The 16,551-nt window shown below is 59.1% G+C and carries 14 protein-coding genes; 9 read left to right on the forward strand and 5 right to left on the reverse strand.

Features of this window, described 5'->3' with window-relative positions; all coding sequences use genetic code 11:
* Positions 1-22: 22 nt before the first annotated feature.
* From urtE to ureC, 7 genes are all read left to right on the forward strand, one after another.
* Positions 23-721, forward strand: a complete 699-nt coding sequence (gene urtE, locus EAH78_RS23550) for an urea ABC transporter ATP-binding subunit UrtE (protein ID WP_140669661.1) — start codon at positions 23-25, stop codon at positions 719-721.
* Between the two features lie 42 nt (positions 722-763).
* Positions 764-1,603 (forward strand): urease accessory protein UreD, encoded by an 840-nt coding sequence (locus tag EAH78_RS23555; RefSeq protein WP_140669662.1) that lies wholly within the window; start codon positions 764-766, stop codon positions 1,601-1,603.
* 159 nt (positions 1,604-1,762) lie between these two features.
* Positions 1,763-2,065: an urease subunit gamma gene (locus EAH78_RS23560; RefSeq protein WP_140669663.1), complete on the forward strand. Its 303-nt coding sequence runs from the start codon at positions 1,763-1,765 to the stop codon at positions 2,063-2,065.
* Between the two features lie 9 nt (positions 2,066-2,074).
* Positions 2,075-2,608, forward strand: a complete 534-nt coding sequence (locus tag EAH78_RS23565; RefSeq protein ID WP_140669664.1) for a GNAT family N-acetyltransferase — start codon at positions 2,075-2,077, stop codon at positions 2,606-2,608.
* Between the two features lie 6 nt (positions 2,609-2,614).
* Positions 2,615-3,148 (forward strand): GNAT family N-acetyltransferase, encoded by a 534-nt coding sequence (locus tag EAH78_RS23570; RefSeq protein ID WP_140669665.1) that lies wholly within the window; start codon positions 2,615-2,617, stop codon positions 3,146-3,148.
* Complete coding sequence (locus tag EAH78_RS23575) at positions 3,148-3,453, forward strand: urease subunit beta (RefSeq protein ID WP_140669666.1); 306 nt, start codon at positions 3,148-3,150, stop codon at positions 3,451-3,453. Before EAH78_RS23570 ends, EAH78_RS23575 begins: the two co-directional genes overlap by 1 nt.
* A gap of 172 nt (positions 3,454-3,625) precedes the next feature.
* Positions 3,626-5,326, forward strand: coding sequence for an urease subunit alpha (gene ureC / locus EAH78_RS23580; RefSeq protein WP_140669667.1), 1,701 nt, complete (start codon positions 3,626-3,628; stop codon positions 5,324-5,326).
* Between the two features lie 87 nt (positions 5,327-5,413).
* Here ureC and EAH78_RS23585 read toward each other — a convergent pair whose 3' ends face one another.
* Complete coding sequence (locus EAH78_RS23585) at positions 5,414-10,330, reverse strand: dermonecrotic toxin domain-containing protein (RefSeq protein ID WP_170219160.1); 4,917 nt, start codon at positions 10,328-10,330, stop codon at positions 5,414-5,416.
* A gap of 238 nt (positions 10,331-10,568) precedes the next feature.
* On the opposite strand from EAH78_RS23585, the gene EAH78_RS23590 reads away from it, so the two are divergent.
* Positions 10,569-11,696, forward strand: coding sequence for a sensor histidine kinase (locus EAH78_RS23590; protein ID WP_140669668.1), 1,128 nt, complete (start codon positions 10,569-10,571; stop codon positions 11,694-11,696).
* Between the two features lie 141 nt (positions 11,697-11,837).
* On the opposite strand, the gene EAH78_RS23595 is transcribed toward EAH78_RS23590, so the two are convergent.
* Together EAH78_RS23595 and EAH78_RS23600 are read right to left on the reverse strand one after the other, a co-directional pair.
* Positions 11,838-12,143, reverse strand: a complete 306-nt coding sequence (locus EAH78_RS23595) for a chaperone modulator CbpM (RefSeq protein ID WP_140669669.1) — start codon at positions 12,141-12,143, stop codon at positions 11,838-11,840.
* A 23-nt stretch (positions 12,144-12,166) separates the two neighbouring features.
* Positions 12,167-13,114, reverse strand: a complete 948-nt coding sequence (locus EAH78_RS23600; RefSeq protein WP_140669670.1) for a DnaJ C-terminal domain-containing protein — start codon at positions 13,112-13,114, stop codon at positions 12,167-12,169.
* Positions 13,115-13,407: 293 nt separating this feature from the next.
* Between EAH78_RS23600 and EAH78_RS23605 the strand changes: the two genes are divergently transcribed.
* Positions 13,408-14,682: an Hsp70 family protein gene (locus EAH78_RS23605; protein WP_140669671.1), complete on the forward strand. Its 1,275-nt coding sequence runs from the start codon at positions 13,408-13,410 to the stop codon at positions 14,680-14,682.
* Between the two features lie 143 nt (positions 14,683-14,825).
* On the opposite strand, the gene EAH78_RS23610 is transcribed toward EAH78_RS23605, so the two are convergent.
* Positions 14,826-15,839 carry an AI-2E family transporter gene (locus tag EAH78_RS23610; protein ID WP_140669672.1) on the reverse strand — a complete coding sequence of 338 codons (1,014 nt, stop codon included), beginning with the start codon at positions 15,837-15,839 and terminating at the stop codon, positions 14,826-14,828.
* 236 nt (positions 15,840-16,075) lie between these two features.
* Entirely contained in the window at positions 16,076-16,522 is a 447-nt protein-coding gene (locus tag EAH78_RS33160) for a PsiF family protein (protein WP_170219161.1), read from the reverse strand.
* Between the last annotated feature and the right edge of the window lie 29 nt (positions 16,523-16,551).

Below are 16,551 nucleotides of genomic sequence, written 5' to 3' on the forward strand. Positions count from 1 at the left end.
TAGGGTTGAGGAGAATTTAAGAATGCTGCAAGTCGACAAGCTGCACCAGTACTACGGCGGTAGCCACATCCTGCGCGGCCTGACGTTTGACGTGAAGGTCGGCGAAGTCACCTGCCTGCTCGGGCGCAACGGCGTCGGCAAAACCACCCTGCTCAAATGCCTGATGGGCTTGCTGCCGGCCAAGGAAGGCGCGGTGAACTGGGAAGGCAAACCGATCACCGCGTTCAAGCCACACCAGCGCGTTCATGCCGGGATCGCCTATGTGCCGCAGGGCCGCGAGATTTTCGCTCGACTGACCGTCGAAGAAAATTTGCTGATGGGCCTGTCACGCTTCCCCGGCAGCGAAGCCAAGGAAGTCCCGGCGTTCATCTACGAGCTGTTCCCGGTGCTGCTGCAAATGAAGCAACGGCGCGGCGGTGACTTGTCGGGCGGCCAACAACAGCAACTGGCAATCGGCCGTGCGCTGGCCAGCCGTCCTCGCCTGTTGATCCTCGATGAACCCACCGAAGGTATCCAGCCGTCGGTGATCAAGGAGATCGGCGCGGTGATCAAGAAGCTCGCGGCCCGCGGTGATATGGCGATTCTGCTGGTGGAGCAGTTCTACGATTTCGCCGCCGAACTGGCCGATCAATACCTGGTGATGTCCCGGGGTGAGATCGTGCAGCAAGGTCGCGGTGAAAACATGGAAGCCGAAGGTGTGCGCGGTCTAGTCACGATATAAGGCTACGATCTAACCTGTAGCGTCCTAACGATAATTAAAAATATGAATCTACCGCTTCCTACTGTCCTGTTTACCCCGAGCTGGCACGCCGAGCTGGAGCTGGGCTACGCCCGCTTCGGCGAGAGCACGCGCCCGGTCCAGCGCCGCCACAAAGGCCCGCTGCGGGTGCAGAAGCATCTGTATGCCGAAGGCCCCGAGGTCTGCCAGCACATCATCGTTCACCCGCCGGGCGGAATTGCCGGTGGTGATCGGCTGGACATTTCGGCCAGTGTCGGCACGCATGCCTGGGCGCAAATCACCAGCCCAGGCGCGGCCAAGTGGTATCGCGCGGCAGGCCCGGCCTACCAGCAACTGGATCTGAAAGTAGCGGCTGGCGGAACGCTGGAATGGTTGCCGCAAGAGACGATTATCTTCAGCGATGCGCAGGCTCAGCTGAGCACCTCAATTGAGCTGGAAGGTGATGCGCGGTTGTTCTACTGGGACGTTGTGGCGCTGGGCCGTCCGGCCAGTGGCGAGCGCTTTGACCTCGGGCATTTTCAGGCGCGGCTGGACATTCGCCGCGACGGCCAGTTGCTCTGGCACGAACGCCAGCGCATTGTCGGGAATGACGGGTTGCTGGATTCGCCGATTGGTCTGGACGGGCAACCGGTGTTTGCGACGTTGCTGGTCACCGGGGAGATCGACAGTGAACGGCTGGAAGCCTGTCGGTCGCTGCCCAATGCCGTGCGTGGGGATTTGACTCAATTACCGGGGCTGTTGGTGGCCCGGTGCCTGGCCAGTGAAGCGCTGTTGGCGCGCGGCTGGTTGATTGATTTATGGCGATTGCTCAGGCCGGCATTGCTGGGCCGGGAAGCAGTCCCACCGAGAATATGGAGCACCTGAAACACAATTCAAATGTGGGAGCGGGCTTGCTCGCGAATGCGGTGTGTCATTCAAAATTGATGTGACTGACCCAGCGCATTCGCCAGCAAGCCCGCTCCCACAAGGGGTTTTGTGTTTACAGGTTCAAATACTTTTTATCTGCCCAGATGGATTCCAACGATGGACCTGACACCACGCGAAAAAGACAAGCTGCTGATCTTCACCGCCGGCCTCGTGGCCGAGCGGCGTTTGGCGCGCGGCGTGAAACTCAATTACCCGGAAGCCATGGCCTACATCTCCGCCGCCCTGCTCGAAGGCGCGCGTGATGGCCAGACAGTGGCCGACTTGATGCACTTCGGCACCACGCTGCTGACCCGCGAACACGTCATGGAAGGCATCCCGGAAATGATCCCGGAGATCCAGGTGGAAGCGACGTTCCCCGACGGCACCAAACTGGTCACCGTCCACCAACCCATCGCCTGAGGAGCCGCCATGACTTTTCACATCCGTGACGCGGTCCATGCCGACTTGCCGGCGGTGCGCGACATCTACAACGACGCCGTGCTCAACACCACGGCGATCTGGAATGAACAGGCCGTTGATCTCGGCAATCGCCAGGCCTGGTTCAGCGCCCGGCAAGCCCAGGGTTATCCGATTCTGGTGATCGTCGACGGTGAGAACAACGTGCTGGGCTACGCTTCATTTGGTGACTGGCGGCCGTTCGATGGTTTCCGCCACACCGTCGAGCACTCGGTGTACGTGCGCAGCGACCAGCGCGGCAATGGCCTCGGCCCGCAACTGATGACGGTGCTGATCGAACGCGCCAAAGGTTGCGACAAGCACGTGATGGTCGCCGCCATCGAAAGCGGTAACGCCGCTTCCATTCGCCTGCATGAACGAGCCGGGTTCGTTACCACCGGGCAAATGCCCCAAGTGGGCACCAAGTTCGGTCGCTGGCTGGACCTGACCTTCATGCAACTGACCCTCAATCCTGGCGCGGAGCCGCCTGTCGCCAGCAAGGAGTAACGCCCGATGAACGCCGCCCAACTGCGACGCGTCAATGTTGAAAGCTTTGCGCACTACCGCCAGGGTTTGATTGATTTGCTGCTCGACGCCGTGGGTTATGGCGCCAGCGTCGGCTTTATGGCCAATCTGGACGCGACCCAGGCCCGCGTCTATTTCGATGAAGTCCAGGAGAACCTGAACAAGGGCAACGTGCTGCTGTGGGTGGTGGTTCGCGACGAACAAGTGGAAGCCAGTGTGCAACTGACCCTGTGCCAGAAAGCCAACGGCCTGAACCGCGCCGAAGTGCAAAAACTGCTGGTGCGTGAACACGCGCGTCGTCGCGGTCTGGGGCAACAGTTGATGAGCGCTCTGGAACAGGCCGCGCTCCAGCACAAGCGCGGCATGCTTTTCCTCGACACCGAGGCCGGCTCCCCCGCCGAAGATTTCTACAAGGCATTGGGTTACATCCGGGCGGGCGAGATCCCCGACTACGCCTGCGACCCGAGTGGGCGCTACAAACCGACTGCGCTCTATTACAAGATTCTGCAAGGAGCCCATTGATGATTCCCGGTGAATACCAGATCCAGCCCGGCGACATCGAACTCAACGTTGACCGCCGCACGGTCAGCCTGAAAGTGGCCAACAGCGGCGACCGGCCGATCCAGGTCGGCTCGCATTACCACTTTTTCGAAACCAACGACGCCCTGACCTTCGACCGCGCCGCCAGCCGCGGCATGCGCCTGAACATCCCGGCCGGTACCGCCGTGCGCTTCGAGCCGGGGCAAAGTCGGGAAGTTGAGCTTGTCGACCTGGCCGGGCATCGCCGGGTGTTCGGGTTTGCCGGGCGGATCATGGGTGATCTGTAACTGCGGTGTCTGCACTGGCCCCTTCGCGAGCAAGTCGAATCGTCGCACCGCCGCTCCCACATTGAACCGTGTTTCTTCAATTGGAATGCGGACGAATGTGGGAGCGGGCTTGCTCGCGAATCTGTGAGCGAAGCGAACAGTCTCAAAAACAATTGAATCTCAAGGCGTACACATGAAGATCTCCCGTCAAGCCTACGCCGACATGTTCGGCCCCACCGTCGGCGACAAGGTTCGCCTCGCCGACACCGAACTGTGGATCGAAGTCGAAAAAGACTTCACCACCTACGGCGAAGAAGTGAAATTCGGCGGCGGCAAAGTCATCCGCGATGGCCAGGGCCAGAGCCAACTGTTGGCCGCTGAAGTCGTCGACACGGTGATCACCAACGCGCTGATCATCGACCACTGGGGCATCGTCAAGGCCGACGTCGGCCTCAAGGACGGCCGTGTCGCCGGCATCGGCAAGGCCGGCAACCCGGACGTGCAGCCGAACGTGACCATCGCCATCGGCGCCAGCACCGAAGTCATTGCGGGTGAAGGCATGATCCTCACCGCTGGCGGCATCGACACCCACATCCACTTCATCTGCCCTCAGCAGATCGAAGAGGCGCTGATGAGCGGCGTCACCACCATGATCGGCGGTGGTACCGGCCCGGCGACGGGCACCAACGCGACAACCTGCACCTCCGGGCCCTGGCATCTGGCGCGTATGCTTCAGGCTGCCGACGCGTTCCCGATGAACATCGGCCTCACCGGCAAAGGCAACGCCAGCCTGCCGGAGCCCTTGATCGAACAGGTCAAGGCCGGCGCCATCGGCCTCAAGTTGCACGAAGACTGGGGCACCACCCCAGCGAGCATCGACAACTGCCTGAACGTCGCCGACCAGTACGACGTGCAAGTGGCGATCCACACCGACACGCTCAACGAATCCGGCTTCGTCGAAACCACCCTCGCCGCGTTCAAGGGCCGCACCATCCACACTTACCACACCGAAGGTGCGGGCGGCGGTCATGCCCCGGACATCATCAAGGCCTGCGGCTTTGCCAATGTGCTGCCGAGTTCGACCAACCCGACCCGGCCGTTCACCCGCAACACCATCGACGAACACCTCGATATGCTGATGGTCTGTCACCACCTGGACCCGAGCATTGCCGAAGACGTGGCCTTCGCCGAAAGCCGCATCCGCCGCGAAACGATTGCCGCCGAAGACATCCTCCACGACCTCGGCGCGTTCTCGATGATCAGCTCCGACAGCCAGGCCATGGGCCGCGTCGGCGAAGTCATCACGCGCACCTGGCAAACCGCCGACAAGATGAAAAAACAGCGCGGCCCGCTACCCGGTGATGGCGAGGGCAACGACAACTTCCGCGCCAAACGCTACATCGCCAAGTACACGATCAACCCGGCGATCACCCACGGCATCAGCCATGAAGTGGGTTCGATTGAAGTGGGTAAATGGGCCGATCTGGTGCTGTGGCGACCGGCGTTTTTCGGGGTCAAGCCGACGCTGATCCTCAAGGGCGGCGCCATTGCAGCCAGCCTGATGGGCGATGCCAACGCCTCGATCCCGACGCCGCAACCGGTGCATTACCGCCCGATGTTTGCCAGCTACGGCGGCTCATTGCATGCCACCAGCATGACCTTCATCAGCCAGGCCGCGCAGGAGGCCGGGCTTCCCGAAGCGCTGGGCCTGAAGAAGAAAATCGCCGTGGTCAAAGGCTGTCGCGAGGTGCAGAAAACCGATTTGATCCACAACGACTACCTGCCGACGATCGATGTCGACCCACAGACCTATCAAGTCAAGGCCGATGGCGTGCTGCTCTGGTGTGAGCCCGCGGATGTGCTGCCGATGGCCCAGCGATATTTCCTGTTTTGACGAACTCGAAGAACCTCACTTGCCGGCGAGGGCGATCTTGATGACGCCTTCGCCGGCAAGCCTGGCTCCTACATAAAACTTCAGCAATCAGGTGCTTTTTTCGACCGTAAAGGGAATGTCCACCCTTTGCAGTTTCGCCCGATCCATCGCCTGCTGGGTAAGGGTTTTCAGCAGCGTTTTCATCTCGGTGTCGATCACGTTCAACTCGGCCGCATAGGCCTCGTCGGTCATGACCTGCCCCGGGGCAATTGCGCTTTCAGGTTTACCCAGTTCGGCGGCGAGTACCCTGAGTTCCTGCTTGAGATCGGCTTTCGCCTCAAGCGAAAGATCCGGTTCGGTCGCCCGCCTATCAAGTGCCATGTATAACTCCGTTGTCGCATCGATTCGGCGCCTGAAAACCTTGAACGCGCTTCGATTCGAGCCCTGGATGTAAGTCTCCCAGAAGGGCTGTTCGATGATCGAATCACGCAATAAATCGCCGTTTTCCAGTTCCACGACCCGCTGATACGCACTCTCGATCATCTCGGGAGTCACACCAGTGTGCGTGCGAAACTGCAAATCACGGGACTGCCAGGGCAGGTCCAGCCGCTCGGCCAGATCCGTCATGTACGCCAGGTGGACCTCGACCTCATCGATACTTCCCGAGACTCGGCCGTTTGCATCGAGCACCCTGAATTGCTCACCGTTCGCCAGGCGCTCGGCGACCACTTTACGGGCGATCCGGCTCAACTCATCAAGCCGGGACTTGCCTCTGGCCAACTGCACCAGTTCGGCCTCCACCAGGCCTGGGCTGGCCAACGCGTAGGCCTCATGGATCAGCACCTCTACGCCCATCGCATTGAACAACTGCGCCCCGGCATCAACGCATTGGGTGACCTCATCCCTGCCCATGACAAACAGATTGCGTCGCAGCTCACTGTCCTTGGACATGGCTTCCAGCATTCGCCAGAGCTTTTGGGTCATGTCCACCCTGAAGACTCTGTCGGTCATGAAATGGGTTGATTGAGTGAGCTTCCTGATCTGATTGAAAAAGGGCACCGAGCCGAACTCGTCCTCCACCTCATTCCATATGCCCTGCCGGGCAACCCATTCGGGCCGCGTCAATCCTTCCTCCCAGTCAAGACTGTCACGCACGCCTCGGGGTGGATAAGGTCGATCAGGGTCCAGACCGACGGACCTGATATGGCCTCTTAGCGTGTCCAGATTCTCGGGTGACAGCCATGGCTGCTCACGATTCAATACCGTTCGCGCCACCAGCTCCGCCTCCACAGAGCCGGCCGTAACCTGAGGGATGACCGTCAGCTCATTGCGCTGCAAGTTCAAGTAAAAATGCCTGAATCGGGGTTGAGAAAACAATCCGTCCGGCCAGGTATTGATACCGGTCTCACCCAGCATCACCGTATGCAGCATGCGCATACCGCCGATATCCGGCACTCGCCCTAACGGGTTTCCCTGAAAATCGAGACTTTGAAGTCGGGTAAGCCATCTCAAGTACGAAGCACCCTGCATATCCAGCACAATCCGGTTGTCGCCGAGATACAACTCCGTCAACCCCCGCATTTTCCCCACGGCACGAGGAAATCTCGTCAGCTTGTTACGGGTGAGATTCAGCAGACGGAGCTTTGGGAAATGGTCAAGAAAAGACACCTGTACATCGATCAGTCCGGTGTCAAGCAGGTTCAGGCTGGTGACATGTTCGAAATTGGCTTCAAGAGTGGGCAGGGTCCCCAGATGCCTGTCCAGGGGGATATTGCTCAGGTCCAGCGCCGCACCTTGCAGCTGTCCGAAAGAGTCCACGTCTCTTGGCCCGGTGTGCTGCCAGCACTGCCGAATGGCCTTGTAGAGTTTGTTTCTGGACTGCCATTCGGCAATGCCGGCAGAGCTGAACCTGAACGTTTCGGTCGGCAGTTTCAGCCAGCGCTGGAAGTTGGCGTTAAGGCGGTTGAATTCCGCTTCCAGTGCGCTTGCCCGCTGCTCCGGATCAGCTTCGCTGCCACCACCGTCCAGATAAGCCTGGGCCTCAATCTCCGTCCACCCAGGCCGCACACTCCTGACCCGCTCCTGTGGCGTCAGTCGTCCGGTGAGCTGTCGAATGCCTTGAGTTAACGGCATACCGCCGCGCAACTTCATAGTATCGGGATCATAGACGGGCTTGCGCATCGGGTTGTCCGCCAGCAGCGGGCGCAGCGTGTCTCGCGCCAACGGTGCATTTAGAACGGTGCGCTTGAGTGTCGCGCCTTGATTGATCTCATACCCCAGCGCTTTGCGTTCGGCGTCAGGCAGGGCATGCAAAACCGAGGAAAACAGGTCATCGGCACCCTGCAGATGATGGTCTTCAGCATTGCGCGCTTCATAACCCTCATCCATGCTGACCAGGATTTTGCGTATGGACGCGTCCTCGGCACCAATGCTGTCACGCAGGTGGCCAGTGAACGAATGTTCGCGAATTTCGATGCGCACATCGCTGGGCCAGTTTGGCAAGGTTTCCAGCGTGTGCAGCGCCAGCCTTTCCGTATCTGCAGCCCGCAGGGAATCAAGGAACAGCCCTTCATAGGCTCGCGCCAGGCGCACCTCCAATAAGGCGGTGCGTACCTGTTGCCTGAGGTGCAGGCCAATACGCTTGTGTTCGGCAAGTACTCGCAAATCAGCCGGATCAGCGGCGGCCAACAGCTCCTCGGCGACGCGAGTGGGCAATTGCGCAAAAGTATTCTGAAGCACCAGCACGCCGGCGTTGTTTGAACGAGGCACACCGTTCTCAGGCAGCTTCCCCGCATCCGCCCATGCCTTGAACCGGTCGATTGTGTCGACCAGCAACGCCGGTGGTACTTCGTTTTCGACGTGCAGGCGCCGCAATACGTCGGCTTCGACCCCACTGGTGATGCGGATGCGTTCAAGCGTCGCCTCATCGAACGTTTCGCCCTTCGCACTGAATCGGCGCATGAGTTCGGCAGTGGTCCATTCAACAGGACGGTCGAGTTCGGTGTGCCAGGCACCGGCATTGTTATGCTCGAGTTTCGGCTGGTAAGCCGTCGGGCGCTGCGGATGACGGATTCGCGGTTCGCCCGTGAGTGGATCGTCTTGCACCGCGAAGGCCTTACCGTCGCGCGACAGGAACGCCTGATCGTTGTGCAGGTGAAGGCCTCGTTCGTTTGGCTTCGAATCAGGACTCAAATTGACGGGATGCTCGTAAGCGCTCAGGTCCGGGTTCCAGAGACGGGTGTTGCCGTCAGAGAGCACGACCGGCTTCAACTGGTCGACAAAAGGCGAAGGCTTGACCGCTGCCGCTGCGCCTGCCGGCAACACATGCCCTGCCGCCATGATTGCCAACTGGGCAGCATTGATCAGGACACCGGTCAGGAGTGCCGCCGCCTCTTCCTTGTCACCTTTGCTCCAGTCTTCAATGCCCTCCATGGTTTCAAGCAGCATTTGCCCGACCATGATGCCCAGCATGGCCTCTCCCAGGCCCGGCACCAGCATCGCGCCGAAGTTGAACACGTTCCAGCCGATGTTCAGATAGCTGCTCAGTCGCCTCCAGCGAGCATTGGCATCTTCATCATCAGTGGGAACGGCAATGTGTCGTGCATCCGCGATGACCTTCTCGCAGCGCCATCGACTGAGCTGAGGCCAGAGTGCGCCCTCAATCACATTGGTGATCGGCTCCGCATTGGGGTTTTCAACTGCAGTTTCCCGCCACCAGGGCCCCATGCTCAACGGTTCGCGCTGATGCCAGGTAAAGGTAGTGAAGCGCTCCCTGACGCGAGCGAAAAACACGCCCTTGTCTTTTTGCGGTACGAATCGGCTGAAAAATTGTTGATAGTCCGCCGAGCGAAGCTGGCTCGTCAGCGCCTTCATGAAATCGGTGAAGGAGGCATATTCTTTCAAGGGATGATCGGGGTCGTCGGGCACGTAGGCGATCAAGGTTCCGTCTAGTCGAATTTGTTTGTCGATATCGTCCCTGCGCAGCATCTCATCGACGACACCGGAAGGTCCGTTGGAAAAAAACGCCTTGAGCAGTTTGAACTGATCAAACTCCTGCCCGTGCAAAATAGTCAGTTTGCGCGACCACTCCAGCATGGTTTGTTGATGTGCCGGAGCCAGATCATCGTAAATTTGTTTGATTAGCGATGGATCAGCCACAGCACTGAACAACACAACGCCCGACAGTCTTACACCCAACAGGGACAATCGATGAGTGTGTAACGGGCGATTGTTCAGCGTGATGTTCGCCTGGTTATCCCGCAGTTGCTGTAATTTGCCATACGCATAAGAAGTGATATCGCCCTTCAAATACGCAATCATCGCTGACTCATTGAACGCGGCCTTTTCGGTGCCGATGAAATGCCGCTCGAGGGACGCCTTTGCAGCAACCCCGGCAGGGTCCAGCAAACCGCTAATGTGCCGCTGATATTGCGCACCGAGATCCAGACTACGGCAGAGGCTCGCAAAGCGCTCGATGGTCAACGGATGGCGCTTCAGGGCCCCTTCGCCATCGGTGGTGAAAACACCGGAGCCATCGCGAAAGGCGCCTGCACGGGTTTCAGCCTCCTCGAAGTTGTGCAGCGCAGCCTCCAGCAGGGTGGACTGCCTGAGCCGGCTGGCATGGGTGTCGATACCAAAACCCAGAAGCGCGGGAATATAAAGCCGCACCGTCGTTGCGTGGACATCCAGTGTCAGGTTCAGCTTTTCTTTCAGCGCCTTGACGAGCAAGGGTTCAGCGAAGGCATTGATGTCCTTTTGAAAATCACCCAGGGTGTCATCCAGAGTGTCTTGCAATCGCCAACGCTCACCGATGAGTTCCTTGAGATAGTGACGATCGATACCGCTGGCCTTTACGTACCACTCGGGAAAGTCCGGCTTCAGATCTGCAATCAATACCTGTCTTGCTACAGACTGTTTTTTAATGACAGCGGGGACTTTAGTTGCAAGATAATTCGCATAAACGTTCTCACTGGTGTTTACTTCCGGATAAACATCAACAAGTGGATTTTCTGATAACTCATTCATTGCGCATATCCTTATGCGGCCAAAAGAGCACCCAGCTTAGTCAATACCAACAAAAACAAAAGTTTAAATTACTGCTGGAAAACAGATACAAAACATACAACAACATCCAGATTCAGAATGTAAAAAACAACTAAATACCACCCACACAAAGCGCAGGCATGATCCGGTTTGTCAGCGGTAGTTCTTACCCGTCGGTAAAGGGGATAAGATGCCCAGAATTTCCAGCCAGGTAACGGCCATGCGCTTATCCGAATTCATCAGGCAACACGTGGACCGTATCGTCGATGAATGGGAACAGTTCGCCAGAACGATCACCCCAGCCGCCGAAAACATGGACCGGCTCGCCTTGCGCGATCACGCCAAGGCCATTTTGTTGGCCGCGGCGCGAGACATGACCACTGCGCAAACCGCCAGCGAACAGCGCGCCAAGGCCAAAGGTGAAGGCCCGGAAAAGACCCCGAGCCTGGACGAAGCCGGCGCCAGCCATGGCGAACTGCGGCATACCGTGGGATTTGACCTGGTGCAGATGACCTCGGAATTCCGCCATCTGCGCGCCTGCGTGATCCGTTTGTGGGTCGACACCCTCGAATCACCGGACCTGAATTACTTCCAGGACATGATCCGCTTCAACGAAGCCATCGACGAAGCCCTCGCCGAGTCCACCGCAGCCTATGCCGAACAGGTCAATCACTCACGGGACATCTTCCTGGCGATTCTCGGGCATGACCTGCGCGCGCCCTTGCAAGCGGTGAGCATGTCCACTGAAATGCTGATGCGAAAAATTGCGCTGGAAGGCGAAGCACTGGCCTGTGCGAATAACATAAAGCGTGGCGCCCGGCACATGGCGGTGATGGTCAGCGATTTGCTGGAGCTGGTGCGCAGCCGTTTGGGCAAGAGCCTGCCCATCGAGCCTGCGCCCATGGATTTGGCTGACGCGGCGCACGCGGCGATTGCCGTAGCCTGCGCCGGTAACCCGGAGTGCGATCCCACTGTGAACGTGGTGGGCGATACCCGAGGCGTCTGGGATGCCGGGCGAATTGATCAGTTGCTGCAAAACCTGATTGGCAATGCGTTGCAGCACGGTTTGAACAAACGGGATGTCAACGTCACCGTGAGCGGCGAGTTGGACGCAGTTCGTCTGACGGTGCACAACTTTGGCGTGCCGATTCCCGAGGAGGCCATCGGCACCCTCTTCGACCCGCTGGTGCGCAGCGCTGACGAAGAACTCGGCCAGCCAACGACCAGCCTTGGCCTGGGGTTATTTATCGTCAAGGAAGTGGTGGATGCCCATGGCGGGACGATAGAGGTCAGTTCGAACGAGACTGACGGGACGCTGTTTACGGTGGTGTTGCCCCGCAACGGATAGGCAGGGATACCGCGTTATCGTTCTTCGCGAGCAAGCCCGCTCCCACATTCGACTGCATTCCCACTGGAAGAGCTCGATTGAATGTGGGAGCGGGCTTGCTCGCGAAGAGGCCTTGCCAGGCAATACAAAAACCTCAGAAAACTACTCGACCACCAACCGCCCCAACCGCTGCTTCAACATCCGGTTCTCGGCCCGCAGCTGCTGCACTTCTTCCAACAGGTCCAGCGCCAAAGCAACGCCTTCCCACTCCAGCTCCAGATCGCGCCGCAACTTGGCGGCGCGCTTGGCCAGTGCCAGTTCGTAATCGTTGAAACGCCAATCCTTGGGCTGCTTGCCCTGAGGTTCGAGGATGCCGTGTTCGACGATCTCGATCACGTAGACGTCCGACAGGTCGGTCGCCTCACAGAATTCTGCCAGGTCCAGGTGAACGATCAGGGGGGTGCTCATGATGGGCTACTCCGTCTCGTGGATCAGAAGTTTTCTCTTGGGTTGAACTCGGCTTTTTTCGCCAGTTCCTGCCATAACGCCTTGACCTCATCGTTCGACGCTTTTGGCATGACGGCTTTCAACTGTACGAACAGGAAGCCACGCTCGCCCGCCTTGTTCAGCAGGCCGTGGCCCTTGGCGCGCATGCGCTGGCCGTTCTGGCTGCCGGCCGGGACCTTGAGATTGATCTTACCGGTCAGGGTCGGCACCGCCACTTCGGTACCCAGCGCCAGCTCCCACGGTGCCAGCGGCAACGTGATGATCAGGTTCTCGCCTTCGACGTCGAATTTAGGGTGCGGCGCAAAGCGGATGATCAGGAACAGGTCGCCATTGGCGCCGCCACCAACACCCGGAGCACCCTGCCCCTTGAGGCGTATACGCTCGCCGTCCGCCACACCGGCCGGAATCTTCACGTTCAGGCTTTTAGGGGTGTTGCTCACATGCTGGCCGGCCGCGTTGTATTGCGGTACCTGAAAGGTGACCTTCTTCGATTCGTTCGAGAGGGTTTCTTCGAGAAAAATCCCTAGTTCCATTTCCACGTCTTGCCCTCGACGTCCAGCACTGCGATGCGACTCTGCACCGCCAAAACCAGGCCCACGGTTACCGAAGATCGAACTGAAGAAGTCCGAGAAATCGCCCGTGTCCTGACCACCACCAAAACCACCGGCACCACGCCCCTGCCAACCCGGCGGGCCCTGGAACGGTTGGCCGTGCTGGCCGTATTTGCGCAAGTCGTCGTATTCGGCGCGCTTGTCGGCGCTTTTCAGTGCTTCATAGGCTTCCGAGGCGTCCTTGAACTTGGCCTCGGCGTCCTTTTCCTTGCTGACATCGGGGTGGTATTTGCGCGCCAGCTTGCGATAGGCAGCCTTGATTGCCTTGTCGTCAGCGGTCGGTTCCACACCGAGAATCTTGTAATAGTCTTTGAAGTCCATCTAAGGATCACCATCCGTTATCAATTCGCGCAGCCACGCACAGCATGCTCTTGTTTGCAGCATTTGGATTGACCGATCTCAATTTTGTGACCGGGCGGCGCGTCAGAAGTTTATCGGCAGCGGGCGGCGGTTCTTGCGACCGCCGGTTGGCTACCAGGCCCATGCCAGCAAGTTTGGGGCAAAGCTGAGTGTTTCAAGCGCTAATGCCAGCAAATTAGCGGATAGTCGGCCTTCGATTATTCGTCGCTCTGACATACACTGCGCGGCCGTTTTTTAACCGGAACCTGAAAGTCATGAAAAACGCATCTCCAGCCCGTGCCTGTGGTATCGACTTCGGCACGTCCAACTCCACCGTCGGCTGGCTACGCCCCGGCATGGAAACGCTGATCGCGCTGGAGGACGACAAGATCACCCTGCCCTCGGTGGTCTTCTTCAACATGGAAGAACGCCGCCCGGTTTACGGCCGTCTGGCGCTGCACGAGTACCTGGAAGGCTACGAAGGCCGGTTGATGCGCTCGCTCAAGAGCCTGCTGGGCTCCAAGCTGATCAAGCACGACACCAGCGTTCTCGGTACGGCGATGCCGTTCAAGGACCTGCTTGGGCTGTTTATCGGCCAGCTGAAGAAGCGCGCCGAAACCGCCGCTGGTCGGGAGTTCGAGGAAGTGGTGCTGGGTCGTCCGGTGTTTTTCGTCGATGACGATGAAATGGCCGACCAGGAAGCCGAAAACACCCTGGTCGACGTGGCTCGCGCCATCGGCTTCAAGGATGTGTCGTTCCAGTACGAGCCGATTGCGGCGGCGTTCGACTATGAGTCGACCATCGAAAAAGAAGAGCTGGTGCTGATCGTCGACATCGGCGGTGGTACCTCCGACTTCTCGCTGGTGCGCCTGTCGCCTGAGCGCCGCAACCACGACAACCGTCACGATGACATCCTCGCCACTGGTGGTGTGCACATCGGCGGGACCGATTTCGACAAGCAGCTGAGCCTGCAAGGTTTGATGCCGCTGTTCGGCTACGGCAGCCGCATGAAGAGCGGCGCCTACATGCCGACCAGTCACCACATGAACCTGGCGACCTGGCACACGATCAACTCGGTGTACTCGCAAAAGTCGACCCTGGCCTTGGGCAGCATGCGCTACGACATCGAAGACACCGGCGGCATCGATCGCCTGTTCAAGCTGATCGACCAGCGCGCCGGCCACTGGCTGGCCATGGAAGTGGAAGAAACCAAGATCCAGCTGACCCACGCCGATAGCCGCCATGTGCCGCTGGACCGGATCGAGCCGGGGCTGAGTGTGGAACTGAGCCGCGCCCTGTTCGAATCCGCCATCGAAGCGTTGCTGGAGCGCGTGCGCAACAGCGTGACGCAGATGCTCAACGACGCGAATGTGCGGGTCGATCAGGTGGATACGGTGTTCTTCACCGGCGGTTCGAGCGGGATTCCGGCACTGCGCAACAGTGTTTCGGCGATGTTGCCGAAGGCGCGGCATGTGGAAGGGAACATCTTCGGCAGCATTGGTAGCGGCTTGGCGATTGAAGCGTCGAAGCGTTACGGCTCGATGGACTGATCCAAAAATTGCGGCGCGCCCTTCGCGAGCAAGCCCGCTCCCACTTTTAACCGAGTTCCTCCAGATGGAATACGGTCGAATGTGGGAGCGGGCTTGCTCGCGAAGGCGTCAGTTCAGGCAATACACATCCACCGGATGCCTGATCAAACCATCCCCACCTGCCGCAACTCGCTCTTCAGGTACGCGTAATAAATCGGCCCCGCCACCACCCCCGGCAGGCCGAACGCGGCTTCGAACACCAGCATTGCCAGCAGCAACTCCCACGATTTGGCACTGATCTGCCCGCCAACAATGCGCGCGTTGAGGAAGTACTCAAGCTTGTGGATAAAAATCAGGTAACCCAGCGCCGCCACTGCGACCCAGATCGACAGTGACAGACCGACAATCGTGATCAGCGTGTTCGACATCAGGTTGCCAATCACCGGCAGCAAGCCGAGCAGGAACGTCAGCACGATCAGGGTTTTGGTCAGCGGCAACTTGATGCCGAACATCGGCAAAATCACCGCCAGGAAGATGGCGGTGAAGAAGGTGTTGAGCAGGGAGATCTTGATTTGTGCGAACACGATGTTACGGAAGGCCTGCACCACCAAGTGCAAACGGTCAAACAGCGCAGCGGCCAGCGGTTTTCGTTTGGTCACGTCCGGCACGCGCTGCAAGGCAATGATCGCCCCCAGCACCATGCCGATCAGCAGCGTCACGAACATGTGCGCCGCATCCTTGCCGACCAGTTGCAGGTCGCTCAAGTGCTTGCTGATCCATTCGCCGATGGCCACGCGAAACTCACCGGCACTGGCGGGCAGATAGGCGTCGATGAACGGCGGCAGTTGCCCCCGCGCCTTGTCGACCACGTGCATGAATTTATCGAGGGACGCGCCGGGGTTTTCCGCTTCGTGCAGCAGGAAACTGATGGCGCCGGCAAAGATCAGCGCCAGCACACTCACCACCAGGGTCCCGAGCAGCGCCACCGCCAGCCAGCGCGCGCGCCGGCCTTCGATCAGCCGCTGCAATTGCGGCGTGAGCATATTGACCAGCTCGAACACCAGCAGACCCGCCAACAGGCTAGGCAACAAGCGCAGCGGGATCACCAGCAGCAAACCACCAAAAATGATGACCCAACTGATCAGTAGCAAAACGTGGCGTTGAGAAAACGTTGGCATACAGCCTCAAAACGAACGGCGTAAAAAGGATTGGCAGTCTGCCAGCGTTCCGGTGGCAGCACTAGGAATTGTGTAGGTCGACTTTGGTCGGGGCTCGGGCGATTTTTTGCGGCGCCCCGACGGGCCTCTTCGCGAGCAGGCTCGCTCCCACATGGATCTATGTTCACAGGACCAATGTGGGAGCGGGCTTGCCCGCGAAGAGGCCCTCTCAGCCCCCACACCTTCTGGATCAGAACCTATTTTTTCTTCAGGCAATCACTCATGAACGCCTTGCGCTCATCGCCCTTCAGCGCCTTGGTCGCGGCATCGGCGTTGCAGGCCTTCATCTTCTCTTGCTGAGGGGTCATGGCTTTCACGTCAGTGGCGGCCGGCGTGGCTTTGAGGCAGTTACTCATGAATGTTTTGCGCTCATCACCTTTGAGCGACTTGGTGGCGGCATCGGCGTTGCAGGTTTTCATCTTCTCCTGCTGCGGGGTCATGGCCTTCATTTCAGCGGCGGCTGGGGTCGCCGGCGCGGCTTTGAGGCAGGTACTCATGAATGTATTGCGCTCATCGCCCTTGAGGCTTTTAGCCGTCGCATCGGCATTGCAGGTTGTCATCTTGTCCTGCTGGGCAGTGGCCGCGAAGCTCTGGGAACAGAGCAGCAAACCGATCATCAACAAAGGGACACGCAACATCTTCATGGAGTTTTCTCCTTGTTGCCGCACCGATG

Source organism: Pseudomonas arsenicoxydans (assembly GCF_006438915.1).
In the GTDB taxonomy this organism is placed as follows: Bacteria; Pseudomonadota; Gammaproteobacteria; order Pseudomonadales; family Pseudomonadaceae; genus Aquipseudomonas; species Aquipseudomonas arsenicoxydans_A.

Coding starts and splice junctions, on each gene's coding strand:
- EAH78_RS33160 (WP_170219161.1), bottom strand. CDS start 16,522: ATGAAGATGTTGCGTGTCCCTTTGTTGATGATCGGTTTGCTGCTCTGT.
- urtE (WP_140669661.1), top strand. CDS start 23: ATGCTGCAAGTCGACAAGCTGCACCAGTACTACGGCGGTAGCCACATC.
- ureC (WP_140669667.1), top strand. CDS start 3,626: ATGAAGATCTCCCGTCAAGCCTACGCCGACATGTTCGGCCCCACCGTC.
- EAH78_RS23595 (WP_140669669.1), bottom strand. CDS start 12,143: ATGAGCACCCCCCTGATCGTTCACCTGGACCTGGCAGAATTCTGTGAG.
- EAH78_RS23585 (WP_170219160.1), bottom strand. CDS start 10,330: ATGAATGAGTTATCAGAAAATCCACTTGTTGATGTTTATCCGGAAGTA.
- EAH78_RS23560 (WP_140669663.1), top strand. CDS start 1,763: ATGGACCTGACACCACGCGAAAAAGACAAGCTGCTGATCTTCACCGCC.
- EAH78_RS23605 (WP_140669671.1), top strand. CDS start 13,408: ATGAAAAACGCATCTCCAGCCCGTGCCTGTGGTATCGACTTCGGCACG.
- EAH78_RS23565 (WP_140669664.1), top strand. CDS start 2,075: ATGACTTTTCACATCCGTGACGCGGTCCATGCCGACTTGCCGGCGGTG.
- EAH78_RS23590 (WP_140669668.1), top strand. CDS start 10,569: ATGCGCTTATCCGAATTCATCAGGCAACACGTGGACCGTATCGTCGAT.
- EAH78_RS23575 (WP_140669666.1), top strand. CDS start 3,148: ATGATTCCCGGTGAATACCAGATCCAGCCCGGCGACATCGAACTCAAC.
- EAH78_RS23555 (WP_140669662.1), top strand. CDS start 764: ATGAATCTACCGCTTCCTACTGTCCTGTTTACCCCGAGCTGGCACGCC.
- EAH78_RS23600 (WP_140669670.1), bottom strand. CDS start 13,114: ATGGACTTCAAAGACTATTACAAGATTCTCGGTGTGGAACCGACCGCT.
- EAH78_RS23610 (WP_140669672.1), bottom strand. CDS start 15,839: ATGCCAACGTTTTCTCAACGCCACGTTTTGCTACTGATCAGTTGGGTC.
- EAH78_RS23570 (WP_140669665.1), top strand. CDS start 2,615: ATGAACGCCGCCCAACTGCGACGCGTCAATGTTGAAAGCTTTGCGCAC.